Below are 21,318 nucleotides of genomic sequence, written 5' to 3' on the forward strand. Positions count from 1 at the left end.
TGCCTGCGATAGCGGTGTATCACCGCTATCGCAGGCAAGCCAGCTCCCACACAAGCCGGTTCCCACGGGTGTTACGTGTTACGAACCGATGTAGCTGGTTTTCACCACGGTGTAGAACTCTTGCGCGTAGCGACCTTGCTCGCGCGAACCATACGAGGAGCCCTTACGGCCACCGAACGGCACGTGGTAATCCACACCGGCAGTCGGCAGGTTGACCATCACCATCCCGGCCTGGGAGTGGCGTTTGAAGTGGTTGGCGTACTTGAGCGAGGTGGTGGCAATGCCCGCCGACAGGCCGAATTCGGTGTCGTTGGCCATGGCCAGTGCCGCTTCGTAATCCGCTACGCGCACCACGTTGGCCACGGGGCCGAAGATCTCTTCACGGCTGATCCGCATGGCGGCTTCGCTGTCGGCAAACAGCGTCGGCGCCAGGTAGTAGCCTTCGGTGTCGCAGGTCACCAGGCCGCCACCGCTGACCAGCCGTGCACCTTCGCTTTGGCCGATGTCGATGTACTTCATGTCCTGGTCCAACTGAGCCTGGGAAACGACCGGGCCGATGTCGGTGCCGCTTTTCAGCGCGTGGCCGACTTTGATCGACTTCATGCGCTCAGCCATGGCCGCAACGAACTGGTCGTGGATACCGGCGGTGACGATCAAGCGGCTGGAGGCGGTGCAACGCTGGCCGGTGGAGTAGAACGCGCTCTGTACCGACAGCTCGACGGCCTGCTTGAGGTCGGCGTCGTCGAGGATGATCTGCGGGTTCTTGCCGCCCATTTCCAACTGCACTTTGGCTTGGCGCGACACACAGCTGACGGCGATCTGACGGCCCACGCCGACCGAACCGGTAAAGCTGATGCCGTCGACTTTCGGGCTATTGACCAATACGTCGCCAACCACGCGGCCGCTGCCCATCACCAGGTTGAACACACCGGCGGGGAAGCCGGCGCGGGAGATGATCTCGGCCAGGGCCCAGGCGCAGCCCGGCACCAGTTCGGCCGGTTTGATCACCACGCAGTTGCCGTAGGCCAGGGCCGGGGCGATTTTCCAGGCGGGGATCGCAATCGGGAAGTTCCACGGGGTGATCAAGCCGACCACACCCAGGGCTTCGCGCGTGACTTCCACGTTGACGCCCGGGCGCACCGATGGCACGTAATCACCGGACAGACGCAGGCATTCACCGGCGAAGAACTTGAAAATGTTACCGGCGCGGGTCACTTCGCCGATGGCTTCGGGCAGGGTCTTGCCCTCTTCACGGGCCAGCAGGGTGCCGAGTTCTTCACGACGGGCGAGGATTTCACTGCCGACTTTGTCCAGCGCATCGTGGCGAGCCTGGATGCCGGAGGTCGACCAGGCCGGGAAGGCGGCGCGGGCGGCATCGATGGCGGCGTTGACTTGAGCTACGTCAGCCTTGGCGTATTCGCCGATGACATCGGACAACTCCGACGGATTGATGTTGTTGCAGTAATCGGCACCGGCCACCCACTCGCCGTTGATGTAGTTCTCAAAACGTTTGGCTTGGGACACAAATCTTCTCCTGACGCAAAAGGCCGCTGATCTCTCAGCGGCCTTGTTGATAAGTTACTGCGGACCTTGCTTGTCGATCAGCGCGGCCAGGGCTTCGTATTCTTCCGGCAGCAGGTCGGTCAGCGGCGTGCGCACAGGGCCTGCGTCATAGCCGGCGATTTTTGCCCCGGCCTTGACGATGCTCACGGCATAACCCGCCTTACGGTTGCGGATGTCGAGGTAAGGCAGGAAGAAGTTGTCGATGATCTTGCCGACGGTGGCGTGATCGTCCTTGGCAATCGCGTGGTAGAAGTCCATCGCGGTTTTCGGGATGAAGTTGAACACCGCCGAGGAGTACACCGGCACGCCCAGGGCCTTGTAGGCAGCGGCGTAAACCTCTGCAGTCGGCAGGCCGCCGAGGTAGCTGAAACGGTCACCCAGGCGACGGCGGATCGACACCATCAACTCGATGTCACCCAGGCCGTCTTTGTAGCCGATCAGGTTCGGGCAGCGCTCGGCCAGGCGTTCCAGCAGAGGCGCAGTCAGGCGGCACACGTTGCGGTTGTAGACCACCACGCCGATTTTGACCGACTTGCACACCGCTTCCACGTGGGCGGCGACGCCGTCCTGGCTGGCTTCGGTCAGGTAGTGCGGCAGCAACAGCAAGCCTTTGGCACCGAGGCGTTCAGCCTCTTGGGCGTACTCGATGGCCTGGCGGGTCGAACCACCCACACCGGCGAGAATCGGCACGCTGGTGGCGCAGGTATCAACAGCGGTCTTCACCACTTGGGAATATTCGCTGGCAGCCAGGGAGAAAAACTCACCAGTGCCACCGGCGGCGAACAAGGCGGTGGCGCCGTAGGGGGCGAGCCATTCCAGACGCTTGATGTAGCCGGCCTGGTGGAAGTCACCCTGCGCATTGAAATCGGTCACGGGGAAAGACAGCAGACCGTGGGAGAGGATGGACTTCAGTTCTTGTGGATTCATTATTCGAACACCCTGGGCGAAGACTTTCTGTCGAAAGGTTGTTGTTGGTTTGTTGATGTCGTACGTCATCGTACAACTATAAAAAGATTCGTCAACTGCAATTCATCGGGCTTCATCCGGCCCTGCGTTTGAACGCACTTTCTTGACGTAGGAAATTAATCCTCTATGCTCCGATTAACTGTATATACATACAGTTATCGCGGAAGATTCCTACGACATAGCAAGGAGCTAACATGTCAGGTCTTGAACTCGCAGCCCCCGAGAAAAATCCACCTACCCTGCGCTTTGAAGGCGGTGAGCACACCGCCATCGGCGATGACACGCTGTTGCGTTTCGTCAAAGACGCCCCGGCGATTCCCGCCCACCAGGTCGAGCTGCACCTGCCCAACGGGCTGGCACTCACCTATGGCCAGGTGATCGCGCTGGGGGGCGACTTCTATGGCATTCCTGGCCAGCCGATCAGCGACGGCGCGTCCGCCGCCGATCGCGTGCAACGCTTTACCGCAGCGTTCAATTCGCTGGCGGTGCTGCCAGCCTCGCGGGAAGAGGCCGGGAAAATCCTTGCGGTGATACAAAAGGAGATCAGCGCAGTGAACCAGGCGATCAAGGACGGCAAACAACCGCACGAAGCCTATGACGCGCTGGGTGATACGTTGTCCGAGGAATGGAACCGCATCACCGGCGGCGGCAGTGCGGTTTCGGCATTGATTCCGCTGGGGCGCTACCTGAAATTGGCCGCAGATAACGCTGACCACTTCGGCGAATGGGCGCTGTCAGCGTATCTGGCTGGCCATACGGCAGCACTGCAACAGGCGGTCGTTGCCCATCAAACCGGCACCGATCAGGCACTGGAATTGGCCTACGCCATGAACGGCTTTGCTGATCACTTTTTGACCGACCTGTTTTCCGCCGGCCACTTGCGCGTGCCGCGCAAGCAATTGGCTGCGGTGGTGACGCCTGGCGAACTGGGCTCGCTGATCAGCCGCTTCATGCACGATGAGGACAGCAAGTTCGGGCTCAAGGTGCGCAACGCCAAGGGTGATCAATGGCGCGCCTATGGGGATAAACGCTACTTCGACGCCATCGACGCGGACAATCGGGCGATGGTCAAACGGGCGGTACAGGCCTCGGCCGATGAGGTCTTCGAGACCTTTATCAGCGGCGTGGCGCCCTCCCCGGCCAACTTCAAGGCGCCGCTGTATGTGCCGGATTTGAACGCAGCGCAGAACCCGGCGAATAACTTTTCGCCGCTGTTCAAGATAGAAGGCGACAAGGTGCTGCGCCGCAAGGACGTGAATGACCTGAACGACAAACACTGGACCAATGATTGGTGGGGTTGGAGTACGTATCTGCTGCTCAAGGACTACAAGCCCAATCAGCCGGCTAATTAAGTAGACGCAAAACTCCAGGCCAAGGAGATCAAAATGTGGGAGCGGGCTTGCTCGCGAAGGCGTTTTTTCAGTTGATGCATGTGCAGACTGACACACCGCATTCGCGGGCAAGCCCGCTCCCACACTTGGATCGATTTACTCCCGACACCACTCGGTTGCCCGGTTAACCGCGCTGCGCTTCTGCCTCTTCGTGGGCATGGCGCAGTCGCTCTCGGCTGTTGGTCAAATGCAAGCGCATGGCGGCGCGTGCAGCGTCCGAATCCTGGCGGGCAATTGCCTCATAAATCTCTTCGTGCTCGCGGCTCAGGCGGCCCATGTAGTGCTGCTGATCGTCGTGAGCCAGGCGTGCTGAATTCAGGCGCGTACGCGGAATGATGCTGGTGCCCAGGTGGGTCATGATGTCGGTGAAGTAGCGGTTGCCGGTGGACAGCGCAATTTCCAGGTGGAACGCGAAGTCTGACGCCACCGCATCGCCGGCGTGGGCCGCGCTTTCATTCAGGGCATCGAGCGCCGCACGCATGGCGGCCAGTTGCTCGTCGCTGCGACGTAGCGCGGCAAGGCCGGCGGACTCCACTTCCAGGCTGATCCGCAGCTCCAGAATCGCCAGCACATCGCGCAGCGTAACCACCGTGGCCGGGTCAATCCGGAAACCGCTCGGGCTTGGCGTATCCAACACAAAGGTGCCGATGCCGTGACGGGTTTCGACCTGCCCCGCCGCCTGCAAACGCGAGATGGCCTCACGCACGACCGTGCGGCTGACGCCATGGGCTTCCATGATGGCCGACTCGGTGGGCAACTTATCGCCACGTTTGAGTTGACCGTCGCGGATCTGCTCAGACAACACCGTGACCAATTCCTGGGCAAGGCTGCGGCGCTTGCGGGGAAGACGAGGGGCGGTGTTGGCGTTTTCCATGATGAACCATCTTTCTCGGCGAACTTGAGCCCGCATCATAGCCCATGGCGGTTGTACGATCACTGTTGTGTCGCGACTTTCATCTACATCCTTCGCGCAAAAAAATGCCCCGACGCATGTCGAGGCATTTTTCAGGCTCACCCGAGGATGAAAGCCGCTTACTTCACCACTTTCAGGCTCGGCCGGCCGCTTGGACGCGGTGGCTCGGAGTCCGGTGGTGGTACATCATCACCGTCTTCGCCTTCAATCGATTCGTCGTCCTCGAAAGGCGACTCCAGATCGAACACCATGCCTTGGCCATTCTCGCGGGCATAGATCCCGAGAATCGCGCCAATCGGCACGAACAGCGTATGGGGCACGCCGCCGAAACGCCCTTCGAAGCTGACAGCCTCGTTGTCCATGTGCAGGTGGCGCACGGCACTGGGTGATACGTTCAGCACAATCTGCCCGTCACTGGCAAAACCTTGAGGCACGTCAACCTTGGGAAATTCGGAGTTGACCAGCATGTGCGGGGTGCAATCGTTGTCCACAATCCACTCATAGAGCGCGCGGACCAAATAGGGTCGACTGGAGTTCATCAGCGGCTCCTTAAGCCTTAGCGCATATCGCGTTCGACACCAGACAGACTCGCCTGGAAAGCCTCACGCGCAAACTGGCGCTCCATGTAATCAAGCAACGGCTTGGCCGGCCGTGGCAGTTCAATGCCCAGGATCGGCAAGCGCCAGAGTATGGGTAATAGGCAGCAATCCACCAAGCTTTGTTCCTCGCTGAGGAAAAAAGGTTTGTCGGCGAACAGCGGCGAAACACCGGTCAGGCTCTCACGCAATTCCTTGCGCGCCTGCACCCGAACGGCTTCTTTACTGCGTGAATCCAGAATCACATCCACCAGCCCGCACCAGTCACGCTGGATCCGATGGATCAGCAGGCGGCTGTTGGCACGCGCCACCGGGTACACCGGCAACAAAGGCGGATGCGGGTAACGCTCATCCAGGTATTCCATCACCACGGTTGACTCCCACAACGCCAGGTCACGATCGACCAGGGTGGGCAAGCTGCCGTAAGGGTTCACTTCGATCAGTTTCGGCGGATGACGTCCCACCTCCACACTGATGATCTCGGCGCTGACACCCTTCTCTGCGAGCACGATGCGTACTCGGTGGGAATAGTGGTCGGCGGGGTCGGAGTAACAGGCCAACCGATTGGTCACGCCCATGGCGGTCCTCCTCGCTTGTTGAAATTATCGAAAGCTCAAAAACGAGCGCGCCCAGAGAGCATCTCTGCAGTGCCTGGTCCAACCAGACCGCTACGTGTTCAGAGATGCCGCTGGGCGCGCAAGATTAACAGCAATTGCTTACGGTTGGATCAATGCACATCCTTCCAGTATTCGCGTTTGAGCAGATAGGCGAATACGAAGAAGAAGGCCAGGTACAGCAATACATAGGTGCCGATGCGCTGATGTTGCAGTTTGACCGGGTTGGCCGAGTAGGCCAGGAAGGTCACCAGATTCTTGACCTTCTCGTCGAACTGCTCTTCGTTCAGCGTACCGGTCTTGGGCACTATGGTCAGTTGATCACACGCTTCATGCGTCAGAGGCGTGCCGGTCAACGGATCATATTGCTTCTTGCCGTCTTCAACGACCTGAACCTGCTTGCATCCTACCACTTGGCGACCCTGCAGGCCGACCAGAACGTTAGGCATACCGACGTTCGGGAAGACTTTGTTGTTCACACCCCAAGGGCGCGCCGGGTCTTCGTAGAAGGATTTAAGGTAGCCATACAGCCAGTCGGTACCCCGCACGCGCGCCACCAGAGTCAGGTCAGGCGGTGCAGCACCGAACCAGGCTTTGGCGTCGGCAGGCTGCATGCCGATGTTCATGTGGTCGCCAATCTTGGCGCCGGTGAACACCAGTTTCTCCAGCATCAGCTCATGAGGGATACCGAGGTCATCGGCAACCCGCTCATAGCGCTGGAACTTGGCGCTGTGGCAGCCCATGCAGTAGTTGGCGAAGGTACGCGCGCCATCTTGCATTGCAGCTTTGTCAGAGACGTCGATATCGACTTTTTCCAGTTCCGGGCCCTGCTCGGCCGCGAAGGACAGTAGCGGCAGTGCCGCAAGCATCAAAGCAACGAATAACTTTTTCATCAGCCAGTCACCCTTTCCGGAACCGGTTTGGTCTTCTCGAGCCGGGTGTAGAACGGCATCAGAATGAAGTAGGCGAAGTACAGGAAGGTGCAGACCTGCGACAGCAACGTCAGCGCAGGCTTCGGTGCCTGGACGCCGGTCCAGCCCAGCAGCATGAACGCGATGCAGAACACGACCAGCCAGATTCGGCTCAACCATCCCTTGTAGCGCATCGATTTGACCGGGCTGCGGTCAAGCCACGGCAGGACAAACAACAGCGCAATCGAGGCGCCCATGGCAACAACGCCCATGAGCTTGTCTGGAATCGCCCGCAAGATCGCGTAGAACGGCGTGAAGTACCAGACCGGTGCAATGTGCTCAGGCGTCTTGAAGGCGTTGGCCTGTTCGAAGTTAGGCTTCTCGAGGAAATACCCGCCCATCTCCGGGAAAAAGAACACGATCGAGCAGAAGATGAACAAGAACACCACCACGCCGACAATGTCTTTCACGGTGTAGTACGGGTGGAACGGAATGCCGTCCAGCGGGATGCCGTTTTCGTCTTTGTGCTTCTTGATGTCGACGCCATCGGGGTTGTTCGAACCCACTTCGTGCAGCGCCAGGATGTGCAGCACCACCAGGCCGAGAATCACGATCGGCAGGGCCACAACGTGCAAGGCGAAGAAGCGGTTCAAGGTGATGCCGGAGATCAGGTAGTCACCACGGATCCACTGGGTCAGGTCGTTGCCGATGACCGGGATCGCGCCGAACAGCGAGATGATCACCTGAGCGCCCCAGTACGACATCTGCCCCCACGGCAGCAGGTAACCCATGAAGGCCTCTGCCATCAGCGCCAGATAGATCAGCATGCCAAACACCCACACCAGCTCGCGGGGTTTCTGGTATGAGCCGTAGAGCAAGCCACGGAACATGTGCATGTAGACCACGATGAAGAATGCCGAGGCGCCGGTGGAGTGAAGCAAACGCAGGATCGAGCCGTACTCGACGTCGCGCATGATCCCTTCAACGGACGCAAAGGCCTCTTCAGCCGAAGGTGTGTAGCTCATCGTCAGCCAGACGCCGGTGACGAGTTGGTTGACCAGCACCAACAGCGCCAGGGAGCCGAAGAAGTAGAAGAAGTTGAAGTTTTTTGGTGCGTAATATTTGCTGAGATGGTCTTCCCACATTTTGGTAGCGGGGAAGCGCGCATCCACCCAATCCATGAACTTGCTCATCAGGCTTTCTCCCCCTCGTCGACGCCAATGACAATGACACTGTCAGTCTCGTAGTGATGTGGCGGAACTGGCAGGTTCAGTGGTGCGGGTTGTGACTTGTAGACGCGGCCGGCCAGGTCGTAATGAGAGCCATGGCAAGGGCAGAAGTAACCACCCACCCAATCTTTGCCCAGGTCGGCAGGGGCAACTTCAGGGCGGAAGGTAGGCGAGCAGCCGAGGTGGGTGCAGATACCGATCAGCAGCAGAATCTCCGGCTTGATCGAACGGATTTCCTTATCGACGTAGGCGGGTTGGTCGGAATTCTTCGAGTCGGGATCAGACAGCTGACCTTCGATTTTTTTCAGATTCCCCAGGATTTCCTCAGTACGACGAACGATGAAGACCGGCTGACCGCGCCACTCAGCAATCATCTGCTGGCCTGGGTCGATCTTGCTGACATTCACCTTCACCGGTGCACCTGCGGCTTTCGCCTTGGCACTGGGAAACCATGACCCCACGAACGGGACCGCAGCCCCCACCGCTCCTGCAGCACCCACCACGGATGTGGCTGCTACCAAGAAGCGACGCCGGCCTGCATTCACGCCGTCATTGCTCATTCAGTCCTCTCCCATCAGCTTTTTGGCCTGTTAAATCAGGCGTCTACTAAGTGTTGAATCTTTACTTATAAAAATTTTGCCGAATGGTAATGAAAAGCCCCACGTATGACAAGGGAATTGCCCGGGGCTCCCTCTCCAGGCCTTGTAGTATAGGGGGTCTACGGATGTGGCAAGTTGTCACGGCGAAATTTGTGCATAAATCGCAGGCAATAAAAAACGCCCAGCTCCGTGAGGAGTTGGGCGTTTTTGTGGAACGTAAAGCGAATTAACGCTTCGAGTACTGCGGACGCTTACGCGCTTTACGCAGACCGACTTTCTTACGTTCAACTTCACGAGCATCGCGAGTTACGAAGCCAGCTTTGCGCAGTGCGCCACGCAGGGTTTCGTCGTACTGCATCAGAGCGCGAGTGATACCGTGGCGGATTGCGCCAGCTTGACCACTTACACCGCCACCGATAACGGTGACGTAGATGTCGAACTTTTCAACAGTCTCGGTCAGTTCCAGCGGCTGACGAACTACCATGCGGGCAGTTTCGCGACCGAAGAAGTTGTCCAGAGTGCGGTTGTTGATCGAGATGTTACCAGTGCCCGGACGCAGGAAAACGCGTGCGGTTGCGGTTTTGCGACGGCCAGTGCCGTAATTTTGAGTCGCCGACATAATGAACTATTCCGTTAAAACTTCAGTTCTTGGGGCTGCTGAGCAGCATGAGGGTGTACAGCGCCCGCATAGACTTTCAGCTTGCGAAACATATCGCGACCCAGTGGGCCCTTCGGCAGCATGCCTTTGACCGCGATTTCGATCGGGGCTTCAGGCTTCTTGGAAATCAGGCCTTCAAAGTTCGAAGACTTGATACCGCCTGGGAAACCGGAGTGACGGTAGTACATTTTGTCTTGCGCTTTGTTGCCGGTAACACGTACCTGCTCAGCGTTGATGATCACGATGTAGTCACCGGTGTCAACGTGAGGGGTGTACTCAGGCTTGTGCTTGCCACGCAGACGGCTGGCGACTTCAGTGGCCAGACGACCCAGGGTCTGACCAGCGGCGTCGACGACAAACCAGTCGCGCTGAACTGTTTCCGGTTTTGCAGTAAAAGTTGTCATTCTTTAATAGCCTCAGGGGCCGCCCTGTAAATTAGACGGCGGATCTTACTGAATAGTGCGTACTTTGACAAGTCAAAGGCAGCCGGATACAGACGCTATCGGGGGCTCGGGTCGGCGCGTCCGTTCAACGGCAAGATTCTTCGGCAGGCGGCGCATCACTTCCACTGCAGAAAGAGGTGGGCAATTATGCAGATTGCGAAAAAAAATTCAACCTGCTTTTATGATTGTTTTCCCTGAAGGAGTACCCGATGGATTATCGACAGCTGGGCCGAACCGATCTGAACGTAAGCGCGATAGCCTTGGGCACCATGACCTGGGGTGAGCAGAACAGCGAGGCAGAGGCCTTCGCGCAGATCGAACGGGCCAAGGCCGCGGGGATCAACTTCCTCGACACGGCGGAAATGTACCCGGTGCCGCCCAAGGCCGATACCTATGCCACTACCGAGCGTTACATCGGTAATTACTTCAAAAGCCGCGGTGACCGTGCCGACTGGATCCTCGCCAGCAAGATCGCCGGCCCCGGCAACACCATCGACTACATCCGCGACGGCCACCTGCGCCACAACCGCAAGCACATCGTCGAAGCACTGGATGCCAGCCTCAAGCGCCTGCAAACCGACTGGATCGACCTCTACCAGCTGCACTGGCCGGAACGCAGCACCAACTTCTTCGGCCAACTGAGCTACAAGCACAAGGACGAAGACGACCTCACCCCGCTGGAAGAAACCCTCGAAGCGCTGGACGAGCAGGTAAAAGCCGGCAAGATCCGCCACATCGGCCTGTCCAACGAAACCCCGTGGGGCACCATGAAATTCCTCGCCCTGGCCGAAGCCCGTGGCTGGCCCCGCGCGGTGTCGATCCAGAACCCCTACAACCTGCTCAACCGCAGCTTTGAGGTTGGCCTGGCGGAAGTGGCGATTCGTGAACAGTGCGGCCTGCTGGCGTATTCGCCCCTGGCGTTCGGCATGCTCAGCGGCAAGTACGAGAACGGCGCACGCCCGGCCAAGGCACGCCTGACCGAATACAGCCGTTTCAGCCGCTACTTCAACCCGCAGTCCGAAGCGGCGTGCAGCCGCTATGTGGCGCTGGCACGTGAACACGGCCTGGACCCGGCGCAGATGGCCTTGGCGTTTGTGACGCAACAGCCGTTTGTGACCAGCAACATCATTGGTGCGACGTCTTTGGAGCAACTGGATAGCAACATCGCCAGCGCTGACTTGAAGCTGTCGAAAGAAGTGTTGGAGGGGATTGAGGCGATTCAGAAGGATCACCCGAATCCAGCGCCTTGATTGATCTTTAGATAGCTATCGCAGGCAAGCCAGCTCCCACATTTGACTGTATTCACACATCAAAATGTGGGAGGGGGCTTGCCCCCGATGAGGCCCTGAGCACCACCGAAGATCAAAGCGCTCGCGCAATAATCTCCTTCATGATTTCGTTGGTCCCCGCATAAATCCGCTGCACCCGCGCATCCGCCCAGGCCCGCGCGATCGGGTATTCCCACATAAAGCCGTAACCGCCGTGCAGCTGCACACACTCGTCGAGAACCTTGCATTGCAGGTCCGTGGCCCAGTACTTGGCCATCGCGGCAGTAGGCACGTCGAGCTTGCCTTCCAGGTGCAACGCCATGCACTGGTCGACAAATACGCGACCGATCTGAATCTCCGTGGCCATCTCCGCCAGCTTGAACCGGGTGTTCTGGAAATCGGCAATCGCCTTGCCAAACGCCCTGCGCTCACGGGTGTATTCCAAGGTCCACTGCAGCGCCGCCTCCGCCGATGCGAGCGCAGCAATCGCCACGGTCAAACGCTCCTGCGGCAACTCCTGCATCAAATAGGCGAAGCCCATGCCCGCCTGCCCCAGCAGATTGCCCTTGGGCACGCGCACGTCCTGGAAAAACAGCTCCGAGGTGTCCTGGGCCTTCATGCCCACCTTCTCCAGGCGCTTGCCCTTGTCGAAGCCCGGCGTGTCGGCTTCCACCAGAAACAGGCTGGTGCCCTTGGCGCCGGCCTTGGGATCGGTCTTGGCCACGACGATCACCAGCTCGGCGAGAAAGCCATTGGTGATGAAGGTCTTTGAGCCGTTGATCACGTACTCATCGCCGTCCAGCACCGCGGTGGTCTTCACACCCTGCAAGTCGGAACCCGCCCCTGGCTCGGTCATGGCGATGGCCGTCACCATTTCACCGGAAATCAATTTGGGCAGGTACTTCTGCTTCAGCGCCTCGCTGCCGTAATGCAGGATGTACGGCGCGACGATGTCCGAATGCAGCGAGAAACCGATGCCCGTCAAACCCAGGCGGCTGACCTCTTCGATCACCACCGCGCTGTAGAGAAAGTCGGCGCCCAGGCCGCCATACTCTTCCGGCAAGTGGGAGCAAAGCATCCCCGCCTCCCCCGCCTTGCTCCACAACGCACGGTCGATATAGCCCTGTTTCTCCCATTGCCCATGGAACGGCGCAGCGTGTTTTTCAAGGAAGGTGCGCACGCTCTCGCGGAAAAGTTCGTGCTCCGAGCTGAACAAGGTTCTGGGGATCATGGGTCACCTGCGTGGATTGTCGGACAAAGGCCAGACCACAGAGCCTATGCCGCGAAGCCGTCACGGGACACTGGACACATGCGACAAAAAATAAGACGATCCAGCCGTCTGGTGACCACTTTCCCCTATAAGAATAAATGAAATTATGTCTAACCAAATCTCCACGCCCTTGCGGCGCGTCAGCATTTTGGCCATTGATCGGGTATTCGCTTCCACCCTCATGCAAGCCAAGGATTTCTTCCATCTCGCCAGCCTGCGTTATGGCAAACAACAAGGCCTGGGCCTGACCCCGGCGTTTGAAACGCGCCTGGTCAGCCCCGACGGGCAATCGGTGCGCAGCTTCAGTGATGTGATCATGCCGGTGGACGGCGGCCTGGAAGACGCCGACATCATCGTGCTACCGGCCTTCTGGGACGACTTCGACGCGTTATGCACACGCTACCCGCAAGTGCTGCCCTGGCTGCGCCAGCAACACGCTCGCGGCGCTGTACTCTGCGGTGAGGCCACTGGGGTGTTCTGGCTGGCCGAGGCCGGGTTGCTCGATGGCAAGGAGGCGACCACCTACTGGCGTTTCTTCAATGCCTTCAGCGAACGCTTCCCCAAGGTGCAGCTCAACCAGGACAAGCACCTGACCGACGCCGACAACCTGTATTGCGCCGGCGGCACCACCTCGGCGTGCGACCTTTATATCTACCTGATCGAACGCTTCTGCGGCGCCAACATCGCCCAGGCCGTGGCCCGCGACATCCTCTACGAAGTGCAACGCAGCTACGCACCGGGGCGCATTGGTTTTGGTGGGCAGAAGCTGCACCAGGACGTGATCATCCTGCAGATCCAGCACTGGCTCGAAGAGCACTTTGCCGACAAGTTTCGCTTCGAAGACGTCGCCCGCGAACACGGCATGAGCATCCGCAACTTCATGCGCCGTTTCCAGACCGCCACCGGCGACAAGCCGCTGCACTACCTGCAACGCCTGCGCATCGAGACCGCCAAAGGCTTGCTCTCGGGCAGCCGCAAAAGCATCAAGACCATCAGCTATGAGGTGGGTTACGACGATGCGAGCTTCTTTGCGCGGCTGTTCAGGCAGCACACCGAGCTGTCGCCGAACCAATACCGGCAGCAGTTCCAGCAAGCCGCTTAAGCAGGGTCAAACACCGTAAAAAATGTGGGAGGGGGCTTGCCCCCGATAGCAGTCGGTCAGTCAGTACACCTGGCCCTGACACACCGCTATCGGGGGCAAGCCCCTCCCACCATTTATGCGTGTCGCTGTTAGGGTTTGTGCCCGCGCGACAGGAACTCGTGGGACTGCATTTCCAGCAAGCGACTCAGCGTGCGCTGGAATTCGAAGTTCAAGCGACCGCCGGTGTAGAGGTCCTTGAGTTCGACTTCCGCCGAGATGATCAGCTTGACGTTGCGGTCGTAGAACTCGTCGACCATGTTGATAAACCGGCGCGCAATGTCGTCAGTGGTGACGCTCATCTGTTCCACGCCGCTCAGGATCACCGCGTGGAAGATCTTGCCCAGTTCGATGTAGTCGTTCTGGCTGCGCGGGCCATCGCACAACTGGCGGAACTCGAACCAGGCCACGTCATCGCAGGTGCGCAGCGCGATGATTTCGCGGTTCTCGATCATCAGCTTGTCGTTTTCGACCGCCTTGGTGCATTCCGGCGTGAGCGCACGGAAGCTTTTTTTCAGGCTGTCGAGCGCGGCATCGTTCAGCGGATAGTGGTAAAGCTCCGCTTGCTCAAGGTGACGCAGGCGATAGTCGACGCCGCTGTCGACGTTGACGATCTCGGTGTTCTGCTTGATCAACGCGATGGCCGGCAGGAAGCGCGCGCGTTGCAGGCCGTCCTTGTACAAGCCATCGGGCACGATGTTCGAGGTCGCAACCAGGGTCACGCCGTTCTTGAACAGCTCTTCCATCAGGGTGCCGAGGATCATCGCATCGGTAATGTCGGAGACGAAGAATTCGTCGAAACAAATCACCCGCGCCTCGTCGGAGAAGCGCTTGGCGATGATGGTCAGCGGGTTTTTCTCGCCCGGCAGCGTCTTCATTTCTTCGTGCACGCGCTTCATGAAGCGGTGAAAGTGCGTACGCACCTTTTCCTTGAACGGCAGCGCTTCGAAGAAGGTGTCGACCAGGTAAGTCTTGCCGCGGCCCACGCCACCCCAGAAGTACAGGCCTTTGACCGGCGTATGGTCTTTCTTGCCAAACAGCTTGCTGAACATCCCTGGCTTGTTTTGCGAGGCCGCGACCAGGTCGTCGTACAGGCGCTGCAAATGACGCACCGCATTTTCCTGCGCAGCGTCATGGAAGAATTCAGGGCGTTTCAGATCAGCTTGATATCGTTCTAGGGGCGTCATAATTTCGTTAGCAAGGCAACAAAAACGGGCCGTCACTGTAACGACGGCCCTGGATAATGGCAATCAAACCTTGGTCGGGTTAATCCTCGGTTGGGGTCAACGCAACGCGCAGCGCGGCGATGGCTGCATCGCGCGACGTTTCGTCGGCGAACGCGGCACTGTCGGCAACCACCGCGCCATCGAGCCATACGCTGAAACTCAGGGCCTCAGTGCGTACATCCAGCGCGTCGCCGCTTTGCAGTTGCTTGGTCACCGCACCGGCCGCTTTGCCGTCGGCAAAATTGCGCGACAGCAGCAGTTGCTCGCCATCGGCCGACAGCAGGCGGAAGCGGAAGCTGCCGTCGTCTTCGCGAAAGCTCACAAAGCGCGCGGCTTTGGCGGCTTTCTTCTTGGCTGCCACCGGCGCGGCGGCCTGATTGACGAACGAACGCAGGCCCACCGCTTCACGCAGCTCAGCCAGGAACGGCGCCGCCACGGCGCGGGCTTTCTGGGCACCGATCAGTAGCAGGTCTTCCATGTCCGAGGGGCGCGACATCAGTTGGTGATAACGCTCGCGCGCCTCCCCCAGTTGGCCGTCGAGCAATTGGAACAGACGGTTCTTCGCCTCGCCCCAGCCCAGGCCTTGCAGCAGCTCGGCACGGAATTCCTCTTCCTGGGCCTTGGTTGCAAACGCCTGGAACAGGGTGAACAGGTGCGAGTTGTCCGGGTCTTTGGCTTCGCCAGGCGCGCGCGAGTCGGTGACGATCCGCGAGATCGCCTCCTTCATGTCCTTGGCGCTGGTGAACAACGGGATGGTGTTGTCGTAGCTCTTGGACATCTTGCGGCCATCCAGGCCCGGCAAGGTGGCGACGCTTTCTTCGATCAACGCCTCAGGCATGGTGAAGAATTCTTTACCGTTGCCAAACAGGTGGTTGAAACGCTGACCAATGTCGCGGGCCATTTCCACGTGCTGGATCTGGTCGCGGCCGACCGGCACCTTGTGCGCGTTGAACATCAGGATGTCCGCCGCCATCAGCACCGGGTAGCTGTACAAGCCCATGGTGATGCCCGCGTCCGGGTCTTCGCCGGTTTCGACGTTCTTGTCCACCGAGGCCTTGTAGGCGTGGGCGCGGTTAAGCAGGCCCTTGGCGGCAACACAGGTCAGCAGCCAGGTCAGTTCAGGAATTTCCGGGATGTCGGACTGGCGATAGAACGTCACCCGGTTCACATCCAGGCCACCGGCCAGCCAGGTCGCGGCAATTTCCATACGCGAGCGCTGGATGCGCTGCGGGTCATCGCATTTGATCAGGGCGTGGTAGTCGGCCAGGAAGTAGAAGGAATCGGCATTCGCGTCCTGGCTGGCGAGGATCGCCGGGCGGATCGCGCCGGCGTAGTTGCCCAAGTGCGGCGTGCCGGTGGTGGTGATGCCGGTGAGAATACGGGTACGAGTCGTCATGGGTAATCGCTTATCAGACTGCTATCAATTCGAGAGTCGCGGCAGCACCAGATCCTTGAGATCGGTGAGCTTGCCATGAAAAAAGTGCCCGCATTCTGCCACTTTCAGCAGCTCATGGGGGCGTTTCAAGGCAGCGGACCAATCGTAGACGACCTGCGGGTCGACCACTTCGTCGGTTTCCGGCTGAATCAAAGTCAATGGGCAGCCTTGGGGCAGCACGTCGGTATCACGCAGGCGCATCACGGCGGCGGCCACCATGAACAGGTGCGCGAGCTTTTCACCCTTGGCTTCCAGACGGCCGCCGAGGCTGGCGGCCACGTAACCACCAAAGGAAAACCCGAGCAGGGTGAGCGGCAGGTCGGGGTGTTTTTCCCGCAGCCAGGTGGCGGCCGCTTCGGCATCGTCCACTTCACCGGTGGCCATGTCGTGGGTACCGGCGCTGGCACCGACGCCACGGTAATTGAAACGTAAAGTAATCAAACCAGCATCGCGAGCGGTGCGTTGCAGGGTCGAGACAACTTTATTGAGCATGGTCCCGCCCTGCACCGGGTTAGGGTGGCAGATCAGCGCCAGGCCACGTGGCTCGGGGTGATCCAGGTACAGGGCTTCCAATTGGCCAACCGGGCCATCGATCAAAACGGGGGTTTCACGCATGAGCAAGGAATGAACTCCGTGACCTCACAAAGGGTCGACTCGTCTAGCTAAAAGTCTGTGCATGGCATCATTGCGAGCTTAATCGCGGTATACAGCGCAGGTCCGAGCCGTTAACGTAAAGCAAAGCCGTTTATAGAGGAAGGACTCGTGGAACACTCGCTCTTAGTTTGGTTGTTGCCGACTCTCGCCTTGGTTGCCGGTGTCGCCATTGGATTCCTGGTTGCCCGCCTGCTGCCAAATGCCGCGCCTAACCGCACGCAGCGTCAGCTGGATGACATTCAGGAACGTTTTGACAGTTATCAGAACGAGGTTGTTACCCACTTCAACAGCACCGCGACCCTGGTCAAGAAGCTCACCCAGAGCTACCAGGACGTACAGGATCACCTCGCCGATGGCGCTAACCGCCTGGCCCTCGACGACATCACCCGCCAGCGTCTGCTGGCCGCGCTGCACTCCGATGCACCGCACGCGCCACGGGAGCGCCTGACGCCTCCGCGGGAAAACCAGGAGCCACCACGGGACTACGCGCCAAAAACGCCGGACGCCCCAGGCATGCTGGATGAGCATTACGGCTTGAAGAAGTAAGTCTTCTGCAAGCAACAAAAAGCCCGGCTGATCGATGATCAGCCGGGCTTTTTATTGGGCTTCACTTTCCATAACACTGGAGATCCACTGTGGGAGCGGGCTTGCCCGCGAACGCGGTGGGTCATCAGCACATCGTTAACTGACAGACCGTATTCGCGAGCAAGCCCGCTACCACATTGACCGCGTACGACCTTAAGCCGGTTGCTGCTCCTGCAACAACCCACCGTCAATCCGTACATGCCGCCCATGGAAGCGCTTGAGGCTGCTGCGATGGCCGACGCTGACGATGCTCAGTCCCGGCAACTCGTCAATCAATGCTTGATACAACGTGGCTTCGTCTTCCTCATCCATCGCCGAGGTCGCTTCATCCATGTACAGCCATTGCGGCGCGAACAACAACGCGCGAGCAAAGGCCAGCCGCTGCTGCTCACCCGGCGAGAGCATGCGTTGCCAATGATTGGCTTCGTCCAGGCGCGCAACCAGATGCGGCAGGCGGCACGTTTCCAGGACCTGTGCATAACGTTCGGCCGGGTACGCGCTGTCGTCTTGTGGATAACTCAACACAGCCTTCAACGTGCCAATGGGCAAGTAAGGCTTTTGCGGCAGAAACAGGTAACGCGCAGCCGGCAGACGAATGCTGCCGTGGCCCGCTGGCCAGAGGTGGCCCATTGCGCGCAGCAGCGTACTCTTGCCGCTGCCTGAGCGCCCACTGAGCATCACGCGCTGGCCCGGCTCTACGGTCATGTCGGCGTCGGTCAGCAAGTGACGACCGTCAGCCAAATCCATGCCCAGGTTTTTCACCACCAGGCGCTCGCCCTCGGGGTGCACATCGATGGCGGGCACACGCTGCTCGTTGTCACTCATGGCCTGATGGAAGCTGAGCAGACGATCACTGGTCGCGCGCCATGAAGCCAACTCCGAATACGCGTTGATAAACCAGCTGAAGTTCTCTTGCACGTTGCCGAACGCCGAGTTGATTTGCATCAGCTCGCCCAGCTCGATCTTGCCGGTGAAGTAGCGTGGCGCGGCGACAATGAAGGGGAAGATGATCGCAATCTGGCTGTAGCCAGCGGTGAAAAAGGTCAGGCGCTTGGACACTTTCATGATGTCCCAGAAGTTGTGCCAGACCTTGCCAAAGCGTGCGCTCAGGCGCTGGTTTTCATTCGGTTCGCCGTTGTACAAGGCGATGCTCTCGGCGTTCTCACGCACACGCACCATGGAGAAACGCAGGTCTGCTTCAAAGCGTTGTTGTTGGTTGCTCAGGCCGATCAAACGGCGGCCGATCAGGTGGGTCAGCCAGCTACCGACGCCCGCGTACACCAACGCGCACCAGAACATATAGCCGGGGATGGTGAAACCAAACACTTCGATACTGCCCGACACGCCCCACAGGATGATCGAGAACGACACTATGCTCACCACGTTACGCAGCAGGCCCAGGCCAAGGCTCAAGGTGCTGGAGGTGAAGTTGTTGAGGTCTTCGGAAATCCGCTGGTCCGGGTTATCGGTGTAACCGCCCTGCTCCAGCTGGTAGTAATTCTTGTGGGCAAGCCAACGTGCAAAATGCTTTTCGGTGAGCCAGGCACGCCAGCGGATCGTCAGCATCTGGGTCAGGTAGAGGCGGTAGACCGCGCCGAGAATCGCTACGGCGGCGATCCCGCCGAAATAGCCGATCAGCTGCCAGAAGGCGGCGGTGTCCTTCTTCTCCAGCGCGTTGTAAAAGTCTTTATACCAGTGGTTGATCCACACGGAGATCGCCACGCTGAACAGCGACAGACCAATCACTGCAGCCAGCAACAACCAGGCCTTGCCCTTCTCTTCGCTGCGCCAATAGGGCGTGATCATCGCCCAGGTTCGGCGAAAGAAGTGCCCACGCACCGCATCGTTGACCGCGGAGTACTCAGCGTTCTGATTCATCGTTCAGGCTCGGTAGGAAAAAGTGACAGGCGTTTGAACCGATCATAGACGATCGGTTCAGGGCTCCGTGCGGCCTGAAGCAGATTGTTCAGACTTTGTTCAGCGCCGTACCGGGCGCTTCTGCAGCTTGCGTTGCAGGGTACGCCGGTGCATGCCCAGGGCGCGGGCGGTAGCGGAGATATTGCCTTCGTGTTCAGTCAACACGCGCTGAATATGCTCCCACTGCAGACGATCCACCGACATCGGGTTTTCCGGCACCAGGGTGTCGAGATCGGCATGCTCGGAGAGCAGCGCGGCCAGCACGTCGTCGGCGTCCGCCGGCTTGCACAAATAATTGCAGGCGCCGCGCTTGATGGCCTCGACGGCGGTGGCGATGCTCGAGTAACCGGTGAGGATCACCACGCGCATTTCGGGGTCGAGTTCCAGCAACTTGGGCAGCAGCACCAGGCCGGAGTCGCCGTCCATTTTCAGGTCGAGCGCGGCGTAGTCCGGCAAATCGGCCTGGGCGATGGTCAGGCCTTCTTCGGCCGAGCCTGCGGTGCTCACGCGAAAACCACGGCGGCTCATGGCGCGCGCCATCACGCGGGTAAAGGTGGCGTCGTCATCTACCAGCAGCAGGTGCGGCAGTTCTTCGCCTTCGACTTGGATCTCGTCACTCATCGATATCTCCTCGTGCGACACGGGGCAGGCGCAGCTCGGTGAGCGTGCCACCTTCCTCATGACTATAGAGCTTCACTGAGCCGCCCGCGCGGGTCACGCTGGCCTTGCTCAAAAACAGGCCGAGGCCGAAGCCTTTGCCCTTGGTGGTAAAGAAGGGTTTGCCGATCTGCTCGGCAATGGCCAGCGGCACGCCCGCGCCGTGGTCACGAATGCTGATGGTCACGTTTTCCGCGTCCCAGTCCAGCTGCACGCCCAATCCTTCAGGGCAGGCATCGGCGGCGTTGTTCAGCAGGTTGAGCAACGCCTGCGTCAGGTCTGGCGGCGGCGCCATGCGCGGCACGCTGCCCTGGCCCAGCAGGTTGAAACGGTAACTGGCTTCGGGGCGCATCAGGTGCCAGCGGTTCAGGGCTTCGTCGAGCCACTGGGTCACGTCTTGCATCTCCACCGCCAGGCGGCGATTGGCCTCGGCGGCGCGTACCAGTTGCTGCAAGGTCTGCTTGCACTGCTTGACCTGTTCCTGCAACACGCTCAGGTCATCTTGCAGCGCCGGGTCGTGATGGTCCTGGGTCATTTCCTTGAGCAGTACGCTCATGGTTGCCAGCGGTGTGCCCAGTTCATGGGCGGCGCCGGCGGCCTGGGTGGCGACGGCGAGCAACTGCTGGTCACGCAGGCCTTCCTCACGGCGAATGGCGCGCAATTCTTCCTGACGGCGCAGCTCTTCGGCCATGCGCGCGGCGAAAAACGTGATAACCGCAGCAGACAGCGCAAAGCTCAGCCACATCCCGTAGATCTGCAGATTTTCCCGGGCGATAGGGAAGGTCTTCAGCGGGTAAAACTGCGCCAGCAGCAAGGTGTACAGCGTCAGCGCGATGCCTGACAGCACCACCGAATAGCGCCATGGCAACGTCACGGCGGCAATGGTCAGCGGCACCAGGTAATAAGACACGAACGGGTTGGTGGAACCACCGGAGAAATAAAGCAACACACTGTGGATAAACAGGTCGCAGGCCAATTGCAGCGCGTATTCCAGCTCGGTCACCGGCCACGTGGTGCGCAGCCGAATGGCAGTGAACACGCACAGCACGATGGAAAAGCCCAGTGTCACGGCCAGCTGCAGCCAAGGCAGCGGCAGCAGGTCGAACCAATACGCGAGCCCGACGGAGCCGGCCTGTGCGGCCAGTACCAAGGTACGAATGAACGTCAGGCGCCAGAGGTTCTGGCGGGTGGCGGAAGTCAGTTTTACGGCGGCGAGCATGAGCTCTCCCGGTGAGCGCTGCAGGCGGATCGGCAGAAGTATAAACGAAGCAGACCCGCTGGCACG

21 protein-coding genes are annotated in these 21,318 nt (G+C 59.6%); 4 read left to right on the forward strand and 17 right to left on the reverse strand.

Annotated features, from left to right (window positions below; all coding sequences use genetic code 11):
* Positions 1 to 78: 78 nt before the first annotated feature.
* The gene (locus tag L8K08_RS05235) at positions 79 to 1,524 is read right to left on the reverse strand and encodes an aldehyde dehydrogenase family protein (RefSeq protein ID WP_017138260.1); all 1,446 of its coding nucleotides are present in this window, start codon (positions 1,522 to 1,524) and stop codon (positions 79 to 81) included.
* 54 nt (positions 1,525 to 1,578) lie between these two features.
* Entirely contained in the window at positions 1,579 to 2,490 is a 912-nt protein-coding gene (gene kdgD, locus L8K08_RS05240; RefSeq protein WP_064450699.1) for a 5-dehydro-4-deoxyglucarate dehydratase, read from the reverse strand.
* Positions 2,491 to 2,723: 233 nt separating this feature from the next.
* Between kdgD and L8K08_RS05245 the strand changes: the two genes are divergently transcribed.
* Positions 2,724 to 3,881, forward strand: coding sequence for a phospholipase (locus L8K08_RS05245; protein ID WP_242194717.1), 1,158 nt, complete (start codon positions 2,724 to 2,726; stop codon positions 3,879 to 3,881).
* 163 nt (positions 3,882 to 4,044) lie between these two features.
* On the opposite strand, the gene L8K08_RS05250 is transcribed toward L8K08_RS05245, so the two are convergent.
* The 8 genes from L8K08_RS05250 to rplM form a co-directional block, all read right to left on the reverse strand.
* On the reverse strand, positions 4,045 to 4,794 hold the full coding sequence (locus tag L8K08_RS05250) for a FadR/GntR family transcriptional regulator (protein WP_106578653.1): 750 nt from the start codon (positions 4,792 to 4,794) through the stop codon (positions 4,045 to 4,047).
* A gap of 158 nt (positions 4,795 to 4,952) precedes the next feature.
* Positions 4,953 to 5,372: a ClpXP protease specificity-enhancing factor gene (locus tag L8K08_RS05255; protein WP_159954235.1), complete on the reverse strand. Its 420-nt coding sequence runs from the start codon at positions 5,370 to 5,372 to the stop codon at positions 4,953 to 4,955.
* 17 nt (positions 5,373 to 5,389) lie between these two features.
* Positions 5,390 to 6,007, reverse strand: coding sequence for a glutathione S-transferase N-terminal domain-containing protein (locus L8K08_RS05260; RefSeq protein WP_106578651.1), 618 nt, complete (start codon positions 6,005 to 6,007; stop codon positions 5,390 to 5,392).
* A gap of 149 nt (positions 6,008 to 6,156) precedes the next feature.
* Positions 6,157 to 6,936, reverse strand: coding sequence for a cytochrome c1 (locus L8K08_RS05265; RefSeq protein WP_145165217.1), 780 nt, complete (start codon positions 6,934 to 6,936; stop codon positions 6,157 to 6,159).
* Positions 6,936 to 8,147: a cytochrome bc complex cytochrome b subunit gene (locus L8K08_RS05270; protein WP_145165219.1), complete on the reverse strand. Its 1,212-nt coding sequence runs from the start codon at positions 8,145 to 8,147 to the stop codon at positions 6,936 to 6,938. The genes L8K08_RS05265 and L8K08_RS05270 overlap by 1 nt, the downstream gene beginning before the upstream one ends.
* Entirely contained in the window at positions 8,147 to 8,743 is a 597-nt protein-coding gene (gene petA, locus L8K08_RS05275; protein WP_003216040.1) for a ubiquinol-cytochrome c reductase iron-sulfur subunit, read from the reverse strand. The genes L8K08_RS05270 and petA overlap by 1 nt, the downstream gene beginning before the upstream one ends.
* 265 nt (positions 8,744 to 9,008) lie before the next feature.
* The gene (gene rpsI, locus L8K08_RS05280) at positions 9,009 to 9,401 is read right to left on the reverse strand and encodes a 30S ribosomal protein S9 (RefSeq protein WP_003171743.1); all 393 of its coding nucleotides are present in this window, start codon (positions 9,399 to 9,401) and stop codon (positions 9,009 to 9,011) included.
* Between the two features lie 14 nt (positions 9,402 to 9,415).
* Positions 9,416 to 9,844 carry a 50S ribosomal protein L13 gene (rplM, locus tag L8K08_RS05285; protein ID WP_003171742.1) on the reverse strand — a complete coding sequence of 143 codons (429 nt, stop codon included), beginning with the start codon at positions 9,842 to 9,844 and terminating at the stop codon, positions 9,416 to 9,418.
* Positions 9,845 to 10,092: 248 nt separating this feature from the next.
* Here rplM and L8K08_RS05290 point away from each other — a divergent pair, with 248 nt between their 5' ends.
* Positions 10,093 to 11,133, forward strand: coding sequence for an NADP(H)-dependent aldo-keto reductase (locus L8K08_RS05290; protein ID WP_242194720.1), 1,041 nt, complete (start codon positions 10,093 to 10,095; stop codon positions 11,131 to 11,133).
* A gap of 112 nt (positions 11,134 to 11,245) precedes the next feature.
* On the opposite strand, the gene L8K08_RS05295 is transcribed toward L8K08_RS05290, so the two are convergent.
* Entirely contained in the window at positions 11,246 to 12,382 is a 1,137-nt protein-coding gene (locus tag L8K08_RS05295; RefSeq protein ID WP_242194722.1) for an acyl-CoA dehydrogenase family protein, read from the reverse strand.
* A gap of 220 nt (positions 12,383 to 12,602) precedes the next feature.
* On the opposite strand from L8K08_RS05295, the gene L8K08_RS05300 reads away from it, so the two are divergent.
* Entirely contained in the window at positions 12,603 to 13,523 is a 921-nt protein-coding gene (locus L8K08_RS05300; RefSeq protein WP_178119741.1) for a GlxA family transcriptional regulator, read from the forward strand.
* A 128-nt stretch (positions 13,524 to 13,651) separates the two neighbouring features.
* On the opposite strand, the gene zapE is transcribed toward L8K08_RS05300, so the two are convergent.
* The 3 genes from zapE to L8K08_RS05315 all read right to left on the reverse strand — a co-directional run bounded on the left by zapE (position 13,652) and on the right by L8K08_RS05315 (position 16,835).
* Positions 13,652 to 14,746, reverse strand: coding sequence for a cell division protein ZapE (gene zapE, locus L8K08_RS05305; protein ID WP_106578645.1), 1,095 nt, complete (start codon positions 14,744 to 14,746; stop codon positions 13,652 to 13,654).
* A 79-nt stretch (positions 14,747 to 14,825) separates the two neighbouring features.
* The gene (locus L8K08_RS05310; protein ID WP_242194725.1) at positions 14,826 to 16,181 is read right to left on the reverse strand and encodes a tryptophan--tRNA ligase; all 1,356 of its coding nucleotides are present in this window, start codon (positions 16,179 to 16,181) and stop codon (positions 14,826 to 14,828) included.
* 24 nt (positions 16,182 to 16,205) lie between these two features.
* Complete coding sequence (locus tag L8K08_RS05315; RefSeq protein WP_145165231.1) at positions 16,206 to 16,835, reverse strand: alpha/beta fold hydrolase; 630 nt, start codon at positions 16,833 to 16,835, stop codon at positions 16,206 to 16,208.
* Positions 16,836 to 16,982: 147 nt separating this feature from the next.
* Between L8K08_RS05315 and L8K08_RS05320 the strand changes: the two genes are divergently transcribed.
* Positions 16,983 to 17,420, forward strand: a complete 438-nt coding sequence (locus L8K08_RS05320) for a DUF1043 family protein (protein WP_145165233.1) — start codon at positions 16,983 to 16,985, stop codon at positions 17,418 to 17,420.
* A gap of 192 nt (positions 17,421 to 17,612) precedes the next feature.
* On the opposite strand, the gene L8K08_RS05325 is transcribed toward L8K08_RS05320, so the two are convergent.
* From L8K08_RS05325 to L8K08_RS05335, 3 genes are all read right to left on the reverse strand, one after another.
* On the reverse strand, positions 17,613 to 19,337 hold the full coding sequence (locus L8K08_RS05325; protein ID WP_242194729.1) for an ABC transporter ATP-binding protein/permease: 1,725 nt from the start codon (positions 19,335 to 19,337) through the stop codon (positions 17,613 to 17,615).
* A gap of 99 nt (positions 19,338 to 19,436) precedes the next feature.
* A complete protein-coding gene (locus L8K08_RS05330) occupies positions 19,437 to 19,997 on the reverse strand; it encodes a response regulator transcription factor (RefSeq protein ID WP_003171731.1) in 561 nt (186 codons plus the stop codon).
* Positions 19,990 to 21,252 carry an ATP-binding protein gene (locus tag L8K08_RS05335; protein WP_106578640.1) on the reverse strand — a complete coding sequence of 421 codons (1,263 nt, stop codon included), beginning with the start codon at positions 21,250 to 21,252 and terminating at the stop codon, positions 19,990 to 19,992. The genes L8K08_RS05330 and L8K08_RS05335 overlap by 8 nt, the downstream gene beginning before the upstream one ends.
* Positions 21,253 to 21,318: the final 66 nt, after the last annotated feature.

Origin of the sequence: Pseudomonas sp. TREG-RG-20F-10-E-6-01 (assembly GCF_022662455.1) — a bacterium.
GTDB lineage: Bacteria > Pseudomonadota > Gammaproteobacteria > Pseudomonadales > Pseudomonadaceae > Aquipseudomonas.